This window comes from Paraburkholderia sp. CHISQ3 (assembly GCF_030464945.1).
Classification (GTDB): domain Bacteria; phylum Pseudomonadota; class Gammaproteobacteria; order Burkholderiales; family Burkholderiaceae; genus Paraburkholderia; species Paraburkholderia megapolitana.
Window position 1 is genome coordinate 355655 of the sequence record NZ_JALPRG010000001.1, and the last position, 17374, is coordinate 373028.

The window sequence follows — 17374 nt, forward strand, 5'->3', positions numbered from 1 at the left end:
ATGAACTCGAACCGTCATTCGAGTGGCGACCTTCCAGTGATCAACGAGCCCAGCGATCGCCGTAACGGGATGCGCGACGTCATGCGTACCCTGCTCGCGCAACCGATGTCGGGGCCGCTGTTCGCGCTGGTCGTCATCACATTCGTGTTCTCGGTGACGACCTCGACTTTTCTCAACGTCGGCAACATCTCGCTGCTGTTTCAGCAATCGGTGGTGGTCGGCACGATTGCGCTGGGCCAGACGCTGATCGTGCTGGTGGCCGGCATCGACCTCGCGTGCGGAGCAATTCTGGTGCTCGGCACCGTCCTCATCGGGAGCCTCGCTGGGCACGGCGACATGGCGGCGATTGCGGCCGGTCTGCTCGTATGCCTCGCGGCAGCGTCGCTCAACGGGCTTGTCATCACGCGTTTCAAGTTGCCGCCGTTTATCGTCACGCTTGGAACGCTGACCATTCTGGCGGCCGCCTCACGTCTCTATACGCACTCGCAAAGCTATCCGGTCTCGTCGGATGTTTTGACCATTCTGGGTAGCGGATTCACGAGCGGCGTCGTGACCTTCACTTACGGCAGCCTGCTCTGGATCGTTCTGACGCTGGTGCTCAGCTATGTGTTGAACCAGACGGCCTGGGGCGTGCGCGTGTATGCGATCGGCAATTCGTCGAGCGCTGCGAGACTGAACGGTATCCACGTCGGGCGTATTACGTTCAGCGTGTATGCACTTGCGGGGCTGTTCTATTTCTTTGCTGCCTGGCAAGCGTTGGGCCGCACGCCCATAGCCGATCCAAGCGCTTATCAGACGGCCAATCTGGATGCCATTACCGCGGTTGTGATCGGCGGCACGAGTCTGTTCGGCGGGCGTGGCGGCGTAGCAGGAACGTTCGTCGGCGCGCTGATCGTGACGGTGCTGAAGAACGGCCTCACCCAGGCCGGCATCGACTCGCTGTATCAGCAGATCGCCACAGGCATTCTTGTGATCCTCGCGGTCGGCGTCGATCACTACCTGAGCAGGAGGAAACAATCGTGAATCCGCAAAGCTCAACGGTTCAGCTGGTCCTCCAGGCGAAAGAATTGACCAAACGATACGGCCACGTCGTCGCCATGGACAGCGCCGACTTCGAACTCGCCCAGGGCGAAATCCTCGCGGTCGTGGGCGACAACGGCGCGGGCAAATCAAGCCTCATCCGTGCGCTCACCGGAGCGGTGAGTCCCGACAGCGGCGAGGTATTCATCGACGGCGAAGCGGTCCGGTTTCGCAGCCCGCTCGACGCGCGGCTGGCAGGGATCGAAACTGTCTACCAGGAACTCGCGGTCGCGACCGAACTCGACATTACGCAAAACCTGTTTCTAGGCCGCGAGTTGCGCAAGCCCGGTGTACTCGGGACTCTCTTTCGCCAACTCGACAAGGCAGGCATGCGCAAACAGGCCGCCGAGCACATGAAGAACCTCGGTATCCGCGTGCAGTCGATCCGGCAGAAAGTCGAAACGCTCTCAGGCGGACAACGCCAGGCCATCGCGGTTGCGCGGGCCGCAGCGTGGGGAAGAAAAGTTGTCATTCTCGACGAGCCGACAGCCGCGCTCGGCGTCAAGGAAACGCGACAGGTACTCGACCTGATCCTGAAGGTGCGCAGCCATGGGCTGTCGATCGTTCTGATCAGCCACAGCATGCCAAACGTGTTCGAGATCGCCGATCGCATTCACATCCACCGGTTGGGCCGGCGCGCCACCATCGTGGAGCCGAAGTCGACGTCGATGAGCGAAGTCGTTGCGGTCATGACGGGCGCACTCGATCCCACTGCCGTCAAGCCGGCCGTTTATTCCACACCATCGCTTGCAACGCTTTAATCGGAGAAGGAAAACATCGTATGTCCATACTGGATCGTTTCTCGATGCGCGGGAAAGTCTCCATCGTTACCGGCGGCAATCGGGGCATTGGCCGTGCGATCGCACAGGGGCTGGCCGAGGCCGGCTCTGCGATTGCGATCGCGGCCAGAGACGAGGAACAGAGCGCGATCGCCATCGGCGAGCTGCAGAAGCTGGGCGTGGAAGCGATCAGCGTCAAGGCGGATGTATCGAATCGCGAAGAACTCGAAGCGATGGTCGATACGGTGACCCGTACCCTCGGACCCATCGACGTCCTCGTCAACAACGCGGGCATCGGCTTCCACGCTAACGCATTGACGTTAGAAGACGACGAATGGCAACGGCTTTTCTCCATCAATCTGGACGGTGTCTGGAAAACCAGCCAGATCGTCGGACGACAGATGGTCAAGAACGGTCGCGGCTCGATCATCAACATCGGCTCGATCTCGGGGCTCATCGTCAATCGGCCGCAATGGCACTCGCCCTATGGCATCGCCAAGGCCGCGGTCCACCATCTGACGCGTTCGCTCGCGGCCGAGTGGGCGCAATCGGGTGTGCGCGTCAATGCCATCGCGCCGGGCTATGTGAAGACCGAGATTGCCAGCACCGAGTACGAGGACTACCGGCACTACTGGCGCGACGAAGTGCCGATGCAACGCTATGCGACTCCGGAGGAAATCGCACCGGTTGCGCTGATGCTCGCGAGCGACGCATCGTCGTTCATGACGGGCTCGGTTCTTGTGGTCGATGGGGGTTATACGCTCTGGTAATACAATGGCTCACTAACGGACGTTCGAAGGAACAGGTAGTGAACCGCACACACTCGTCGGCGCATTCCGATGCGCCTCGCGACGAAGAGCATCAACAAATCCTGGATGCCCTTCAAGAACATGGCTGGTCGGAACAGGACAATTTTCTCCCCCATGATTTGACGCTCGCGCTCGCGCAGGAATGTGCCGGGCTTGCGGCGTCCGGTGCGCTCGCATTGGCGCGGGTCAGCCAGGGCGCGGCGCGTGCGCTTCAGCCCGACATACGCGGCGACCGGATCCGCTGGCTGGACGCGGGACAATCCGCAGCCTGCGATCAATATCTTGCGATCATGGAAACGCTGCGTACGGCGTTGAATCGCAGGTTCTTCCTCGGACTCGAAGAATACGAAAGCCATTTCGCGTTCTACGCACCGGGCGATTCCTATCGACAGCATCGCGATCAGTTTCGTCACGACGACAGCCGCGTCGTGTCGGTTGTCGTCTATCTGAATGCAGACTGGCTGCCTCACCACGGCGGCGAATTGCGACTGCATCCGGAAGGCTCGAGCATGCGGGATATCTTGCCGGTCGGTAGCCGGATCGCGGTATTTCTGTCCGCCGATATGCTGCATGAGGTATTGCCCGCGACACGCGATCGCCTGTCGCTCACCGGATGGTTTAAACGCCGCACTTAATGTTCAGGAAATCATCCTCGTCCTGTAACGTGTCGACGGTACGCTAGACGCGATACAGAATGTGCCGGACGGTTTCGAGGGCGATTTCACCGATCACGGATTTCAGGAAACCTGGCTGGCCGACTATTCACGTGAATGATCAACACATTCAGGAGAGGATGAGTCATGGTCGCAAGAAAACGCATTCATGCTGTGCTTCTCGCCACGTTTCTCGCCGCGGCATTCGCCACGATTGCGCCGGCCGCTCAGGCCGGGAACACCATCGGTTGGCTCGCCAACACCTACGGCACCCTCGCCGCCCAGGTAGGTAACACCGCGCGCTCGATGTGGGTCGCGCCCGAAGGCGTTATCTATACGGCATCGATGTGGGACGAGTACGAGGGCGGTGTCGCCATCTATCAGAACGGCCGCAGCGCCGGCTCGATCGGTATTCACGGCGAGTTCCAGGGCAGCGCGATTACCGGCAATGCCACGTCGATTTTCGCGGCGCTCCAGTTCAGCACGGTGTACGGAAGCGGCGCTGTAGGGCGCTACAACCGCACGACAAAAGCGCGCGATGTTCTGATACACGTCAGCGCGGCGACCAATCAGCAGAAGGTCGACACCATCACCGGACTCGCCACGGCAGGCTCGCTACTGTATGCGAGCGACTTCTACGGCAATCGTGTCCGCGTCTACACCACCGACGGTGTCTGGCAGCGCGACATCAACATCTCGGGCCCGGGCGCACTCGCCGTGGATGGCACAGGCAACCTCTGGGTCGCACAGAAGAGCGAGGGTGCGATCGTCGGGTTCAGTCCTACCGGCGCCCTGCTGAACACCATCCGGATGTCGACCAGATCGCGGCCGTCGGCGCTCTATTTCGATGCGTCATCGAAACAGCTCATGGTCGGAGACGAAGGCCCCGACATGAACATCAAGCGCTACACGCTCGCGGGCACGCCGACGCTGGCCGGTACCTTCGGTGTTCAGGGCGGCTATCTCGACACCACCACCGGGATCAAAGGCCAGGTCGGTGCGAAGCGCTTCACACGTGTTGCTGGCATCGGCAAGGACACCGCGGGCAACCTCTATGTGCTCAACAACCCGTGGGGCGGCGGCTGGGATCTCGCCCGCGACGGCGGCACCGACATTCATGCGTATAACAGCGCCGGCAACCTGCGCTGGACGCTTCAGGCGCTGAACTTCGAGGGCATCGCGACCCCAGACCCGGCCACGGACAGCACGCTGTTCTATGGCGGCACCAACATCTACAACGGCAACGGTAGCGCCGGGGGCACCTTCGTCGCCAACACCGTCGATCCGTTCACCTACCCGACGGACCCGCGCATCGCCACCAATGGCGACCGGGATGAGCACTTCAGTCAACTTGCCGCTGTCGGCGGCAACCGGATCCTCGTGGTGTCCGGCCAGAATCCCGAGACGTTCTACTTCTTCCACTTCAACGCGGCGAATGGCGACATCGCCATTCCGGACGCCGTGCTTCCCAGTCCGGCGTTCAACGCGACCACATGGGTCAGACATGGATTCTGTCTGGATAGCAAGGGCGGTATATGGGTCGGTCTGGACAAGACCGGTTACATCGACCACTACCCGCTGACCGGCTTCGACGCCAGCGGCAAGCCGACATGGGGACCCGCAATCCGCTACGCCATTCCGAAGACCATCCCGCAGTTGACGCGCATCGTCTACCTCGCGGACAGCGACACGATGATTCTCGGCCAGGGCGTAACGGGAAGTACGGACTGGACCGCGATCGGCACGCGGATCGAGGTGTATCACGGCTGGAGCGCGGGCAACACCACGACGCCCAACCCGGTGATCACCCTTCCCCATGCCAACGCCAAGGCGATTGACGCAGCCGGCAACTATCTCTTCGTCGGCTACTGGTTCAGCAGTGACGACACCCTGTCGAACATCGACGCCATCAATCTCTCGACCGGCAAGCTCGACACGACGCTGGTCAACCCCAGTCCCAGTACCGTCGACGCCAGCAGCGCCATCGATTCGATGTACGGCGTCAGGGCGTATCTGCGAACGACCGGGGAATACGTGGTCACGAAGAACAACGTCAAGGGCGACAGCGTCACGGTTTATCGCTGGACGCCCTAACTCAAGAAATCCGTGCCGCCTGCCGTTATGCAGGCGTACTTCGTGGACAAGGGCCCCACGTCGGCGAGGTATTGCCCCACGGATGCGGAGAAGGCACATCCGCACCAACCCTATAAAAACGACTATCTGAGAGACCTCCATGAAACAGCCGGAAGAGTTGTTGCATACGGTTTATGTGAAGGCCGACAGGCTCATGATTATTGTCGTCTGGAGCCTGTTCGCGATTTCCTGCCTGCTGGCGATACGCGACTACAACCTGCGCGCCGTCCTGTCGATCGGATTACCTGTCGCCGCTATTGCGTCGGGGCTGGTTTACTGGCGGCCAGGCACACTCGTCACACGCCTCTTTCTCGCTGCGAGCCTGATGACGTTCGCCGCGCTGCAGATACATCAGGCGCACGGTCTGACCGAATTGCATTTTGGCGTTTTCGTGCTGATGTCGTTCCTGCTGGCCTATCGGGACTGGCGGCCAATCCTCTGCGCCGCCGCTGTGATCGCGGTGCATCACTTCACGTTCAATTATCTGCAGCTGGCGGGACTGGACGTCTATTGCTTCACCGAACCCGCCTGGTCGATCGTGCTGTTGCATGCAGCGTACGTCGTGGTCCAGGCCGGCTTGCTGATCTTCATCGCGTTGCATATGAAAGCCGATGCGCAAACGGGCCGGGAACTGGCCGTACTCGGCGAAAACCTTTCACGGCAAGCTGGCCAGTTCGACCTGCGTCTTCCGCCCATGGAGCTCGCCGGAAACAGCAGCCGCACGTTCAAGAACACGCTCCACGCGATCCACGATGCGATGCGGGAAATCACCCGGACGATCGATCAGATGGCGGCATCGTCGGACAACATCGCTGCCGAAAACCACATCCTGTCGCAGGAATTCACCACCCAGGCCGAAACGCTCAACGCGACCAACACCGCGATGGAGCAGATCGCGCAACGGGTTCGGGAAAGCGCGGAACATGCCGCATCGGCAAACAGCCTCGCGCGGCAAACGTCGAGCGCGGCGAAGCAAAGCGAACAGGTGGTCAGCGAGGTCGTCGACAAGATGGGCGAGATCGATCAGGCCGTGCACCGGATGGGGGATATGACCACGATGATCGAGAGCATTGCGTTTCAGACGAACCTGCTCGCGCTTAACGCGTCGGTCGAGGCGGCCCGCGCGGGTAACCAGGGACGCGGTTTTTCGGTGGTGGCCGAAGAGGTTCGTACGCTCGCCCATCGGAGCGCGAGCGCCGCGCGCGAGATCAAGAGTTTGATCGTCGATTCGCTGCAACGGGTCGAGCACGGCTCGACGCTCGCGATACGCGCCGGCACGGCGATGCGCGACGTGGTGGGCGATGTGGAAGACGTCGCGAGGTTGATCGACCAGATCAGCACGTCGAGCGATGCCCAGAGTCACGATGTCGACCGGCTCAGCAAGGGCATGGGAACGATGGACACGATGCTCGGGCGCGATGTCGAGCACGTGAAGGGAGTTGCGTCGGCGTCGGCGGGTTTGCGCGAGGAAGCGCGAACGTTGCGTAGGGCGATGTCGATTTTCCTCGTCGAGCAGGAAGTGAGCTAGACCTGTGGGTGGTCTACGCGCGCTGCGCGGTCTCATGCTTAGGCTTCATGCTTCGGTCTCGTAGTGCAGACCGTAGCCCCCGTTCGTTCGCCTGATTCGCGCGAAGCCCGGTTCGCCCAGATGCATACCGGCTACTAGCAACCGCTCCGCACTGACCAGATCCAGAAGCCGCGATCGCGTGGCGGCTGCCAGCGAAGCATCCTGATCGAACGCAATCGATACGTCTGGCCGCTCGATCTGGATGTGAGGAAAGTGAACGATATCTCCCCAGACAAGCAGGCTCTGATCGCGGGATTCGAGAAGATATCCGGTGTGTCCATCGGTATGGCCCGGTAGCGGCAGCGCCCGGATGCCGGGCAGCACTTCACCTTCATCGAAAGTGCGAAGCCTGTCGCGGTAGCCGTCGAACACCCGACGCGCGATCAGGAAGTTACCGCGGGCCCGCTCGCTGGCACGCGCCAGATTTCCGTCGTCCTGCCAGAACGCTAGCTCGCGCTGATGAACAACCAGCTCCGCATTCGGAAAGGCGATGTGCCCGGCTGTGTCGACGAGTCCTCCAACATGATCAGGATGCGCGTGTGTGAGCAGGATCGTATCGATTCCGGACGGTTCGACACCCGCCAGCGATAAATTGCTTCTCATCCGGCCGCCCCATTGCTTGATGCCACCCGCTCCACTGTCGATGAGCACTGTGTGCCCCGCTCCGCGTACGACGTAGCAGTTGATATGCACGGCGGAAGGCTCATTCTGTCCTGCATCGCTTTGTATTCTCGCGGCCTCTTGCGGATCGATGTTCGAAAGAAAGTCGAGGCTAGCGGTGAGGTAGCCGTCGCTGATTGCCGTGACTGTGAAATCCCCGGTTCGCTGATCTGGAAAGACAACGTTGGACACTATGCTTCTCCCTAAAACTTTCTAATTTCGAGCGTGAATGTTCGACGCGCCATAACCAAAACAGCGGATGCGCGCCGTCAGACCCGTGCAGCGCGCGATGGTGTTCTCCAGGGCTTCCATGAACCTGTTCATTACCTCGGGCGTGCGAAACGTCTCAAGACGATATTGGACTTCCGCGAAGACGGGATGCCCACGTCCATGTCGAACGTCGACGAAGATGACGTGAACGTTGTCGAGCGCCGCTGCAAGGACTCTCGTACAGAGTTTGGTGCAGTCGCTTGAAAGCTCCGCAAGCCTCTGGTCACACGGCATCTGCTCCATAGGAATATAGATAGTGACGTTGGGCATCGCGGACCTATTGCTGCTGTTCTGTCGAAACAACGCGAGAGCGTGTCAGCTGTTCCGTCATCGGCGCATAGAGGTGAATGCCTTCAGGCACGCTCTCGATAAACGGAGCGTTGCGCCGAGGCAATCGTGCGAGCCAGCGGCGCTCCGGAAATTTCTCCAGCGCAACGGCTTGCATCGCCAACGGGGTGAGGCCCATCTGAATCAAAGGATCGGGACCGCTCGCACAAAGCACGAGGAGTTCATCTGCATTTATTGCCGGCGCAACGCCGATATCGCTATAGAGATTTCGATGCCAGTCGGTGATGTGTTGCTGCCATCTTGCGAAATTACCGCCGCCTTTCTGGCGATACTCATCTCCCGTCAGAACTTCAAGACCGTCGATCGTGTGAATCGCCAGGTAGAGCGGGCAACCATCGCTTAGCGACTTGAAGCGCTGCGACGTGCGAAAGCCGCTAACCGAGATGAGCGCGGGCAGTTTTTCGAGGCTGTAGAAGTCGTTCCATTCGGCTTCGCTATTGGGATCGGCAAAGCTGCATTCCACGGTGTAGATCATCGGATTGTCCTTCGTGACGGGTGAGCGTATTGCAGCAAATGACTCACGCTCATTGCATTGAGGTAATGCTAATCTGACATTTCCCGCGTATATATCGATATAAAGTCAGCTTTCAGTGACGTTTTATCAAGCTGACGTCGAATGCATACCCACCGCAGAGACTCCAATGCGACGTAAGATTCCAAGCAATTCCGCGCTCATGGCTTTCGAGGCCGCGGCTCGACACGGCAGCTTCGCTCGCGCCGCCGAGGAACTCGCGCTGACCGAGGGCGCCATCAGTCGTCAGATTGGTCGACTGGAGGCGTTTTTGAATGTCACGCTATTCGAGCGCGTTGGAAATCGGGTTCGGCTAGCGCCCAATGGCACGCGATACGCGGTGCAGGTTCGCGAGACGCTGGACCGGCTGGAACGGGACAGCCTGTATCTGATGGGTCAGCCCATCGAGGGGGCGAGCATTGATATCGCCGCCATTCCTACCTTTGCTACGCGCTGGTTTATCCCCCGGCTAAAGCGCTTCCAGGACAAGCATCCGAACATTACCGTGCATATCGCCGAACGGATGGAGCCCTTCCTTCTCGCTGGTAGCGGTTTCGACGCGGCCATTCACTTTGAACATCCTGCGTGGGCGGGTATGCATCTGCATCATCTGCTCGAGGAAGTGCTGGTGCCGGTCTGTAGTCCGGCGCTCCTCGCAGGCACCAATGCGAACGTATCGCTAGATGATTTGCCACGACTTCACCGGCGACAAAATCCCGACGCGTGGCAGCTTTATGCACAGGAGGTCGGTATCGAGTTGACCAATTCGGCAGTTGGCGCGCGTTACGATCTTCATTCCATGCTGATCGAAGCGGCGTTATCCGGTCTGGGTGTGGCATTGGTGCCGCGCCTTTACGTCGAGGCAGAACTTGAAGAAGGTCGTCTGGTTGCGCCATGGCCGGACGGCAAGGCGATTACCAAAAACTTCTGCCTCGTGCTTCCTGAGCCGATTGAGTTGAGTGAAGCGCCAGTGCAGGCGTTTGCTAGATGGATTCTTGAGGAAGCCCGGAGTTAGCACCCTAAAGTAACGCCTGATGTCCGTCGCAAAACACGAAACGCTCCTGTTCACCTGAGAAGATCAATCGATGTTCGACAAGTATTTACAGCAGTGGGATCTGACGATAGATGGCGATCCGTTTGCTACACGCAGCGGTAACCTTCTCCCGGTACGTCAAGGCTGCGTACCTGCCATGCTCAAGATTTCGCAAGCAACTGAGGAGCAGGCGGGAAGCCGTCTAATGGTGTGGTGGAACGGTGACGGTGCGGCGCCTGTACTCGCTCACGACGACAAAGCGTTACTCATGGTGCGCGCGCAAGGCCCTGGCTCGCTCACACAGATGGTCAAGCTCGGTCGCGACGACGACGCGACGCGCATCTTGTGTACAGCCATCTCGCGCCTGCATGGACCGCGTGCCAAACCACTTCCCGCGCTGGTTCCGTTGACACAATGGTTCAACGCGCTGTTGTCCGGGACCACCGGGCGCGGTCGCATTTTCGGGCACTGTGCGCGTACGGCATCCGATTTGCTGGGCGCGCCGCGCGACGTTACGGTGCTACACGGCGACGTTCATCACGAGAATGTGCTCGACTTCGGACAGTCTGGCTGGCTTGCTATCGACCCAAAAGGTTTGCTTGGCGAGCGCGGTTTCGACTATGCCAACCTCCTTTGTAACCCTGACAGCAAGGCTGCCCTGGCGCCAGGTACCTTCGCGCGTCGCCTCGCGTTAATCGCTGAAGCCTCCAGTATCGAGCATCGTCGACTTCTGCAATGGGTACTCGCATGGAGTGGGTTATCGGCAGTATGGATGCTCGACGATGGGGAAGACGCAGGCAGTAGGCTGGAAATAGCGAAACTCGCAGCATCTGCGCTTGGCATCGTCGATTGAGCATCGGGCTGGGGCATTTTTGGCAACTGCAACTGCAGATGGATCGACGGGTCGCAACGCGCAACGAACTCATCATTTTTTCGACCATGCTCTTAGCCGTACAATCTGGCAAAAATCGCAGCACCCCGGAGAAAGCAATGTTCACCGAAGCAATCAAGCGCATCTTATGGATTCTGGTTCCCGCTGCATTGATCACCTTCGTCATTCAGTACCGTGAAACCGGCAAGGTGAGTGCTTTGGGAATCGTGGCGTACGTCATCGCGTTCCTGGCTACGACGATGGCCTTTGAAGGACTGAATGTGTTGTGGACACGGCGCTTCGGGACAAGCAAGGCCTCGGGCGCTGCGCGAGCCGCGGTCTGGTTCGCTGTGGCAGTCTGCATGTATTTGTTCTTTCGCCACTTCGACCACGGATGATCACTCGCGGTCGTCGATCAACTCCCTGGCATATGCGGCAAGCGAGCGGTTGTACCTTGGCAGATGGCGAGACAACCTGTCGAGAGCGAGTGCAACCGCTTCTCGCTCGCGTCCAGTGTCTACCAGCGCCAGAGCGAGAAATGCCGCAACCGCATCATCCAGTTCGTCCGAACCCGCATTGCGCTCCGCAGTAAGAAGGGCGACGCTCTCTTCGGCCTCACCGAGGTTACGCAGCGTGCTCGACAACTGGATGACGGCACGGCGACGCCGTATTCCAGCGAGCCCGGCAGCAAGCGCCTGCCGATAAAGCGGGGCAGCTTGCTGCTCGTGACCGGTCGAGTCGTTTGCCGAAGCGAGTTCGAATAAGGCAATTGCATTGCCTGCAGGCAGTTCGTCAGTGAGCAGGCGCATTTTCTCGACGAAGTCATCGGGCGTGTAGCTATCGATGTTGGCCCACAGACCAGCAATACGTTGCTCCCAATCGGGTTGGCCAGTTTTCTCGTCGTTCGTCATGTTTTGATTCGACCTCTTAGGGGAGAAGTAACTGCAACTGCAGATCGTGCAAAAGCATCGCACACTTTCACTCATTGCCTGATAAGGCATTGCAGCAAATACCGGAATCGGTTATAAAAAAGCGTCCGGGCCACGAACCCGGACACTCTCTTTCCTACGCCTACCTTCGGAGGATGCTATGTCACCGTTAAACGTAACGACGCTCTAATCGCCGCAACAACCTCACCGTCTACCGATCATTCCCACCTCGAACGCAAGCGTCATTGCGCGCAGCGTTACCCTGTTCCCCTTGCTGGTTCATCAGAACTTTTTGCCACCGCTGGCGTGATGGCGAGCCCTATTCGCGTTCCGGACAAGCCGCAACTCGAAGGCATCGAAGCGCGATGGTCTGCGCAATGGGAAGCGCAGCACACGTATGCGTTCGATCGTAACGCCGATCGTGAAGCAGTCTTCTCGATCGATACACCGCCGCCAACCGTGTCGGGTTCCCTGCACGTCGGTCACGTGTTCAGCTACACGCACGCCGACATCATCGCCCGCTTCCAGCGCATGACGGGCAAGACCGTGTTCTATCCCATGGGTTGGGACGACAACGGACTGCCGACCGAGCGGCGCGTGGAAAACTTCTACGGCGTCATGTGCGATCTCGAGACCGCCTACGATCCGGACTATCGCGCCCCCGAACCCGGCACCGTGCCGACGCGGAGATCGTCGTTCGCCCGCATCAGCCGGCGCAACTTCCTTGAGCTTTGTCATCGCCTGATCAAGCTCGATGAAGTGGCGTTCCGCGATCTGTTCACGCGCCTCGGCATCTCGGTCGACTGGAGCCTCACCTACGCGACCATCGACGAACGCGCCCAGCGTGCCAGTCAGCGCGCGTTGCTGCGAAATCTGAAACGCGGCGAACTTTATAGCCAGCAGGCACCGTGTCTATGGGACGTGACGTTTCAGACCGCAATCGCCCAGGCCGAACTCGAAGATCGCGACACCGTTGGGGCTTATCACGATCTGCGTTTCATCGGCGCTAGCGGCCATGCAGTGACGGTGTCCACCACGAGGCCCGAATTGCTGCCGGCCTGTGTGGCACTGGTCGCGCATCCCGAGGACGAACGATTTCGCTCGCTGATCGGCAGTCTCGTTCACTGTCCGCTGTTCGGCATGGACGTGCCCGTGCTGACACATCGGCTCGCCGATCCGGCGAAAGGAACCGGCCTTGCGATGGTCTGCACGTTCGGCGATCTGACCGACGTGATCTGGTGGCGCGAACTTCACTTGCCGACGCGCGCGATCATCGGCAAGGACGGTCGCTTGCAGCGCGATGTGCCTGACTGGATCGCATCGGAAGAAGGTCGCAACGCGTACTCGAACATCGCGGGCAGTACCGTTGCAGAGGCACGTCAGCGGATTGTCGAGCTGCTGACGTCGAGCGGTGACCTGCTCGGGTTGCCACGACCGCTCACGCATGCCGTCAAGTTCTTCGAGAAGGGTGAACGCCCGCTGGAGATCGTCGCGACGCGGCAATGGTATCTACGCAACGGCGGCCGTGACTCCGCGCTACGAGACGAACTTCTCGCGAGCGGCGGAGCGCTGTGCTGGTATCCCGGCTTCATGGGGAGCCGCTACGCGAACTGGGTCGGCGGTCTGAATGGCGACTGGCTGATCAGTCGTCAGCGCGTTTTTGGCGTGCCGATTCCGTTGTGGTATCCGCTCGATGCACAAGGACAAGCGGACTTCAGCGCGCCGATCTGTCCGGACGAATCTGCGTTGCCGATCGATCCGCAGTCGCATGTGCCACCTGGGTTCGTCGCGCACCAACGGGGCCAACCCGGAGGGTTCATCGGCGACACCGACATCATGGATACGTGGGCGACCAGTTCCCTGACGCCGCAGATCGCAGCAGGTTGGGAAGAGCCCGACAGTTGCTTCGAGCAGGTGTTTCCAATGGACCTCAGGCCACAGGCGCACGACATCATCCGGACGTGGCTCTTTTCTACGCTCGTCAGATCGCATCTGGAAACGCAGCAGTTGCCGTGGAAGCACGCGATGCTGTCCGGCTGGATTCTCGATCCCGATCGCAAGAAGATGTCGAAGTCGAAGGGCAACGTGGTGACACCGGTCGCGCTGCTCGACGAATACGGATCGGACGGTGTGCGCTACTGGGCCGCGCTCGGCCGCCCCGGCATGGACGTCGCCTTCGACAAGACGCAGATGAAGAACGGCCGGCGACTCGCGTTGAAGCTACTGAACGTGTCGAAGTTCGCGCTCGGTTTTGCCGATGCCGCAGACACTGCCTACACCGCCGACGGCACGCTTACCGAAGCAACCGATCGCGCGATGATTGCGCGTCTCGCGAAGGTTGTCGCGCTCGCTACCGCTGCGCTTGCCGCATTCGACTACAGCAAGGCGATCGAGCATACGGAGACCTTCTTCTGGTGGTATTGCGACGATTACGTGGAACTGGTGAAGAACCGGGCGCGCGGCACGGACATCGGCGCGGCATCCGCTCACCGGGCGCTAACGGAATCGCTGTCGGTCATCCAGAGGCTATTCGCGCCGTTTCTGCCTTTCGCGGCCGAGGAAAGCTGGTCGTGGTGGCAAGAGACCACGATTCACCGTGCTGCGTGGCCCGATGCCGCTGCGCTTGAAACACTCGCCGGACAGGACGCAAGCAGCGCTACGATCGATGTGCTTTCCGATGTCTTGCGCGAGATTCGCCGCGCCAAGTCGGAGGCAAAGGTGTCGATGAAGGCGGGCGTGGCTCATCTCGCCGTCAGCGATTCCGCGCAACGGCTAGCGTTGTTGCAACAAGCGGAGAACGATCTGCGCGACGCGGGACAAGTCGCACAGATCGAAATGATCGCATCTGAGACGTTTCAGGTCAGCGTCACGCTAGCCTGAACGACGACACGCACAGGTCATCAACGCTCCCAAGGCGGCGCCTCAACGGGCGCCGCCGCCCGATACCGCCGCAACGCATCGTCAGCCACCTGCGTATCGATCGCACCGTCATCGGCCAGCGCCCGCAACGCCGCGATCACAATCGCGTACCGGTCGACCTCGAAGAACGCACGCAACGCCTCGCGCGTATCGCTACGACCGAACCCATCGGTGCCGAGCGTCACATAGCGATGCGGCACATACGCGCGAATCAACTCGGGCAACGCGCGCACGTAATCGGTCGCAGCGATCACCGGACCTGCGGCACCTGCCAGCGCAGCCGTCACGTGCGGCACATTTCCGCGTTCGCCAAGACGCACCTGCCGCTCGACGGCGATACCGTCACGCTGCAATTCGGTGAAACTCGTCACGCTCCACACCGCGGCATCGATAGCCCAGTCGTCTTTGAGGATCCGCTGCGCGGCAATCGTTTCGCCGAGGATCGCCCCCGCGCCAAGCAGTTGCACCTGCGCATGTCCAGACGACGCAAGCGGATAAATGCCCTTCAGAATGCCTTCGCGCAGCACGGAAAGATCGCCATCCGGCGCCGACGGCTGCGCGTAGTTTTCGTTGGTGACCGTCACGTAATAGAACACATCGCGCTGACGCTCGACCATCTCGTGCATCCCTTCGTCGACGATCGCCGCCAGCTCATATGCAAACGCCGGATCGTACGCACGGCAGTTCGGAATCGTCGACGCGCTCAGATGGCTCGTGCCGTCCTGATGCTGCAAGCCCTCGCCGCCAAGCGTCGTCTTGCCCGACGTCGCACCGATCAGAAAACCGCGCGCCCGCTGGTCCGCGGCCGCCCAGATGATGTCGCCGATCCGCTGGAAGCCGAACATCGAGTAGTAGACGTAGAACGGCAGCATCGGCAGATCGTGCACGCTGTACGCGGTCGCCGCGGCGATCCACGACGACATCGCGCCCGCTTCCGAAATGCCCTCTTCGAGAATCTGCCCGCGTGTATCTTCGCGGTAGTACAACATCGAGCCAAGATCTTCGGGCTCGTACAACTGGCCGAGCGGCGAGTAGATACCGACCTGGCGGAACATGTTCGCCATGCCGAAGGTACGCGCCTCGTCGGCGACGATCGGCACGACACGCGGGCCTAGTTCACCGTCTTTCAACAGTGCGGTCAGCATGCGCACGAGCGCCATCGTCGTGGACATCTCGCGGCCGTTTGCCTCCAGCGAAAATTGCCCCCAGGACGGCAGCGAAGGAACGGTCAATCCCTTCGACGCCACTCTCCGCCTTCTGGGCAGATAGCCTCCCAGGGCAGCCCGGCGCGCGTGCAGGTATTGCATCTCCGGGCTGTCTTCCGCTGGCTTGTAAAACTTCACTTGCTCGACGTCGTCGTCCGAGAGCGGCAACCGGAAGCGGTCGCGAAACGCCTTCAGATCGTCGAAGTCGAGTTTCTTCTGTTGATGGGTTGTCATGCGGCCCTGCCCCGACGCGCCCATGCCGAAGCCTTTCATCGTCTTCGCGAGCACCACCGTCGGTTGGCCGCGATGCGCGAGCGCCTGCGCATACGCTGCGTGCAGCTTGCGCACGTCGTGACCGCCGCGGCGCAGGCGGTCGATGTCGTCGTCGCCAAGCGATGCGGCAAGTGCCGCGAGTTCGGGGTTCTGGCCGAAGAAGCGCTCGCGGTTGTACGCGCCGTCGTTGGCCGAGAACGTCTGGAACTGCCCGTCGACGGTATGCGCGAACGCGCGCAACAACGCGCCGCTGCGATCGCGCTCGAACAGATCGTCCCAGTCCGAACCCCACACCACCTTGATCACGTTCCAGCCCGCACCGGCGAACTGCGCTTCGAGCTCGTCGATGATGCGGCCGTTGCTGCGCACCGGACCGTCGAGCCGCTGCAAATTGCAGTTGATCACGAACACGAGGTTGTCGAGCTGCTCGCGCGCCGCCAGCGACAACGCACCCAGCGACTCCGGCTCATCCATCTCGCCGTCGCCGAAAAAGCCCCACACTTTGCGGCCTTCGGTGTGCGCAAGCCCGCGGTTCTGCAGGTAGCGCATGAAGCGCGCCTGGTAGATCGAGTTGATCGGACCGATGCCCATCGAGCCGGTCGGGAATTGCCAGAAGTCGGGCATCAACCACGGATGCGGATATGAACACAGCCCAGGACCTGCGATCTCACGCCGGTAATGTCGTAAATGCTCTTCGCTCAGAAATCCTTCGAGGTACGCACGCGCATACACACCTGGCGACGAATGCGGCTGAAAGTAGACGAGATCGCCGTCCGCGCCATCGTCGGCTGACGCGCGGAAGAAATGGTTGAAACCCACCTCGAACAGATCGGCCGCCGACGCGTAGCTCGCGATATGACCGCCGAGTTCGCCGTACGCGCGGTTCGCGCGCACCACCATCGCGAGTGCGTTCCAGCGCAGCGCTGCCGCGAGCCGCGCTTCGAGTTCGAGGTCGCCCGGATAGCGCGGTTGCTGCGCGACAGGAATCGTGTTCGCGTACGGCGTCGCACGCGAGCGCACCGGGCGCACGCCGAGCGACTGCGCATGGGCGGCCAGACGCTCGAACAGATACTGCGCGCGCTCCCGGCCGACATGCGCGATCACACCGTCGAGCGCGCCGAGCCATTCGGCGGTTTCCGCGGGATCGCTATCGTCTTCGGCGCCGGCAACACGCCGGATCGGGTCGCTGCCGCTGGATAAATCCGTCATCGTCGTACTCCGCAAAGGGCGGTTTCGAGCTATCTCAAGCCATCGAACATTCGAAATATGCTACCCGCCCGCTCGCAGAATATGCGTCTCATCTGCTTGTCAGAATGGCTTTCTATAGTGTATTT

15 protein-coding genes are annotated in these 17374 nt (G+C 60.6%); 10 read left to right on the plus strand and 5 right to left on the minus strand.

Translation table 11 applies throughout. The features are described from left to right. From M0D65_RS01495 to M0D65_RS01520, 6 genes are all read left to right on the plus strand, one after another. The gene (locus M0D65_RS01495; protein WP_266250603.1) at nt 1–1023 is read left to right on the plus strand and encodes an ABC transporter permease; all 1023 of its coding nucleotides are present in this window, start codon (nt 1–3) and stop codon (nt 1021–1023) included. A 74-nt stretch (nt 1024–1097) separates the two neighbouring features. Further along, nucleotides 1098–1841 (plus strand): ATP-binding cassette domain-containing protein, encoded by a 744-nt coding sequence (locus M0D65_RS01500; protein ID WP_091010376.1) that lies wholly within the window; start codon nt 1098–1100, stop codon nt 1839–1841. Between the two features lie 20 nt (nt 1842–1861). Further along, complete coding sequence (locus M0D65_RS01505) at nt 1862–2629, plus strand: SDR family NAD(P)-dependent oxidoreductase (RefSeq protein ID WP_266250605.1); 768 nt, start codon at nt 1862–1864, stop codon at nt 2627–2629. A 38-nt stretch (nt 2630–2667) separates the two neighbouring features. Next, a complete protein-coding gene (locus M0D65_RS01510) occupies nt 2668–3303 on the plus strand; it encodes a 2OG-Fe(II) oxygenase (protein ID WP_266250607.1) in 636 nt (211 codons plus the stop codon). Nucleotides 3304–3468: 165 nt separating this feature from the next. After that, a complete protein-coding gene (locus M0D65_RS01515; protein WP_266250609.1) occupies nt 3469–5415 on the plus strand; it encodes an SMP-30/gluconolactonase/LRE family protein in 1947 nt (648 codons plus the stop codon). A gap of 139 nt (nt 5416–5554) precedes the next feature. Further along, nucleotides 5555–6982, plus strand: coding sequence for a methyl-accepting chemotaxis protein (locus M0D65_RS01520; protein ID WP_266250611.1), 1428 nt, complete (start codon nt 5555–5557; stop codon nt 6980–6982). 45 nt (nt 6983–7027) lie between these two features. Here the strand turns inward: M0D65_RS01520 and M0D65_RS01525 are convergent, their stop codons facing one another. The 3 genes from M0D65_RS01525 to M0D65_RS01535 are packed head-to-tail and all read right to left on the minus strand — an operon-like array spanning nt 7028 to nt 8774. Next, the gene (locus M0D65_RS01525) at nt 7028–7873 is read right to left on the minus strand and encodes an MBL fold metallo-hydrolase (RefSeq protein WP_266250613.1); all 846 of its coding nucleotides are present in this window, start codon (nt 7871–7873) and stop codon (nt 7028–7030) included. A 21-nt stretch (nt 7874–7894) separates the two neighbouring features. Further along, entirely contained in the window at nt 7895–8221 is a 327-nt protein-coding gene (locus M0D65_RS01530; RefSeq protein WP_266250615.1) for a hypothetical protein, read from the minus strand. A 7-nt stretch (nt 8222–8228) separates the two neighbouring features. Beyond that, nucleotides 8229–8774: a sugar ABC transporter gene (locus M0D65_RS01535; protein ID WP_266250617.1), complete on the minus strand. Its 546-nt coding sequence runs from the start codon at nt 8772–8774 to the stop codon at nt 8229–8231. A gap of 166 nt (nt 8775–8940) precedes the next feature. Between M0D65_RS01535 and M0D65_RS01540 the strand changes: the two genes are divergently transcribed. The 3 genes from M0D65_RS01540 (at nt 8941) to M0D65_RS01550 (ending at nt 11112) form a co-directional block, all read left to right on the plus strand. Then, complete coding sequence (locus M0D65_RS01540; RefSeq protein ID WP_266250619.1) at nt 8941–9825, plus strand: LysR substrate-binding domain-containing protein; 885 nt, start codon at nt 8941–8943, stop codon at nt 9823–9825. A gap of 70 nt (nt 9826–9895) precedes the next feature. Further along, nucleotides 9896–10696: an aminoglycoside phosphotransferase family protein gene (locus tag M0D65_RS01545; RefSeq protein ID WP_266250621.1), complete on the plus strand. Its 801-nt coding sequence runs from the start codon at nt 9896–9898 to the stop codon at nt 10694–10696. Continuing rightward, on the plus strand, nt 10693–11112 hold the full coding sequence (locus tag M0D65_RS01550; protein WP_266250622.1) for a hypothetical protein: 420 nt from the start codon (nt 10693–10695) through the stop codon (nt 11110–11112). Before M0D65_RS01545 ends, M0D65_RS01550 begins: the two co-directional genes overlap by 4 nt. Here the strand turns inward: M0D65_RS01550 and M0D65_RS01555 are convergent, their stop codons facing one another. Further along, the gene (locus tag M0D65_RS01555; RefSeq protein ID WP_266250623.1) at nt 11113–11625 is read right to left on the minus strand and encodes a tetratricopeptide repeat protein; all 513 of its coding nucleotides are present in this window, start codon (nt 11623–11625) and stop codon (nt 11113–11115) included. 327 nt (nt 11626–11952) lie between these two features. Here M0D65_RS01555 and valS point away from each other — a divergent pair, with 327 nt between their 5' ends. Next, nucleotides 11953–14523, plus strand: a complete 2571-nt coding sequence (gene valS, locus M0D65_RS01560) for a valine--tRNA ligase (RefSeq protein WP_266250625.1) — start codon at nt 11953–11955, stop codon at nt 14521–14523. Nucleotides 14524–14543: 20 nt separating this feature from the next. Here the strand turns inward: valS and mdeB are convergent, their stop codons facing one another. Then, nucleotides 14544–17249 carry an alpha-ketoglutarate dehydrogenase gene (mdeB, locus tag M0D65_RS01565; RefSeq protein WP_266250627.1) on the minus strand — a complete coding sequence of 902 codons (2706 nt, stop codon included), beginning with the start codon at nt 17247–17249 and terminating at the stop codon, nt 14544–14546. Between the last annotated feature and the right edge of the window lie 125 nt (nt 17250–17374).

Bases quoted from the DNA above. Each gene is read 5' to 3' on its own strand.
- M0D65_RS01505 (WP_266250605.1), top strand. From the start codon at position 1,862: ATGTCCATACTGGATCGTTTCTCGATGCGCGGGAAAGTCTCCATCGTT.
- M0D65_RS01530 (WP_266250615.1), bottom strand. From the start codon at position 8,221: ATGCCCAACGTCACTATCTATATTCCTATGGAGCAGATGCCGTGTGAC.
- mdeB (WP_266250627.1), bottom strand. From the start codon at position 17,249: ATGACGGATTTATCCAGCGGCAGCGACCCGATCCGGCGTGTTGCCGGC.
- M0D65_RS01500 (WP_091010376.1), top strand. From the start codon at position 1,098: ATGGACAGCGCCGACTTCGAACTCGCCCAGGGCGAAATCCTCGCGGTC.
- valS (WP_266250625.1), top strand. From the start codon at position 11,953: ATGGCGAGCCCTATTCGCGTTCCGGACAAGCCGCAACTCGAAGGCATC.
- M0D65_RS01495 (WP_266250603.1), top strand. From the start codon at position 1: ATGAACTCGAACCGTCATTCGAGTGGCGACCTTCCAGTGATCAACGAG.
- M0D65_RS01540 (WP_266250619.1), top strand. From the start codon at position 8,941: ATGCGACGTAAGATTCCAAGCAATTCCGCGCTCATGGCTTTCGAGGCC.
- M0D65_RS01545 (WP_266250621.1), top strand. From the start codon at position 9,896: ATGTTCGACAAGTATTTACAGCAGTGGGATCTGACGATAGATGGCGAT.
- M0D65_RS01515 (WP_266250609.1), top strand. From the start codon at position 3,469: ATGGTCGCAAGAAAACGCATTCATGCTGTGCTTCTCGCCACGTTTCTC.
- M0D65_RS01520 (WP_266250611.1), top strand. From the start codon at position 5,555: ATGAAACAGCCGGAAGAGTTGTTGCATACGGTTTATGTGAAGGCCGAC.
- M0D65_RS01535 (WP_266250617.1), bottom strand. From the start codon at position 8,774: ATGATCTACACCGTGGAATGCAGCTTTGCCGATCCCAATAGCGAAGCC.
- M0D65_RS01555 (WP_266250623.1), bottom strand. From the start codon at position 11,625: ATGACGAACGACGAGAAAACTGGCCAACCCGATTGGGAGCAACGTATT.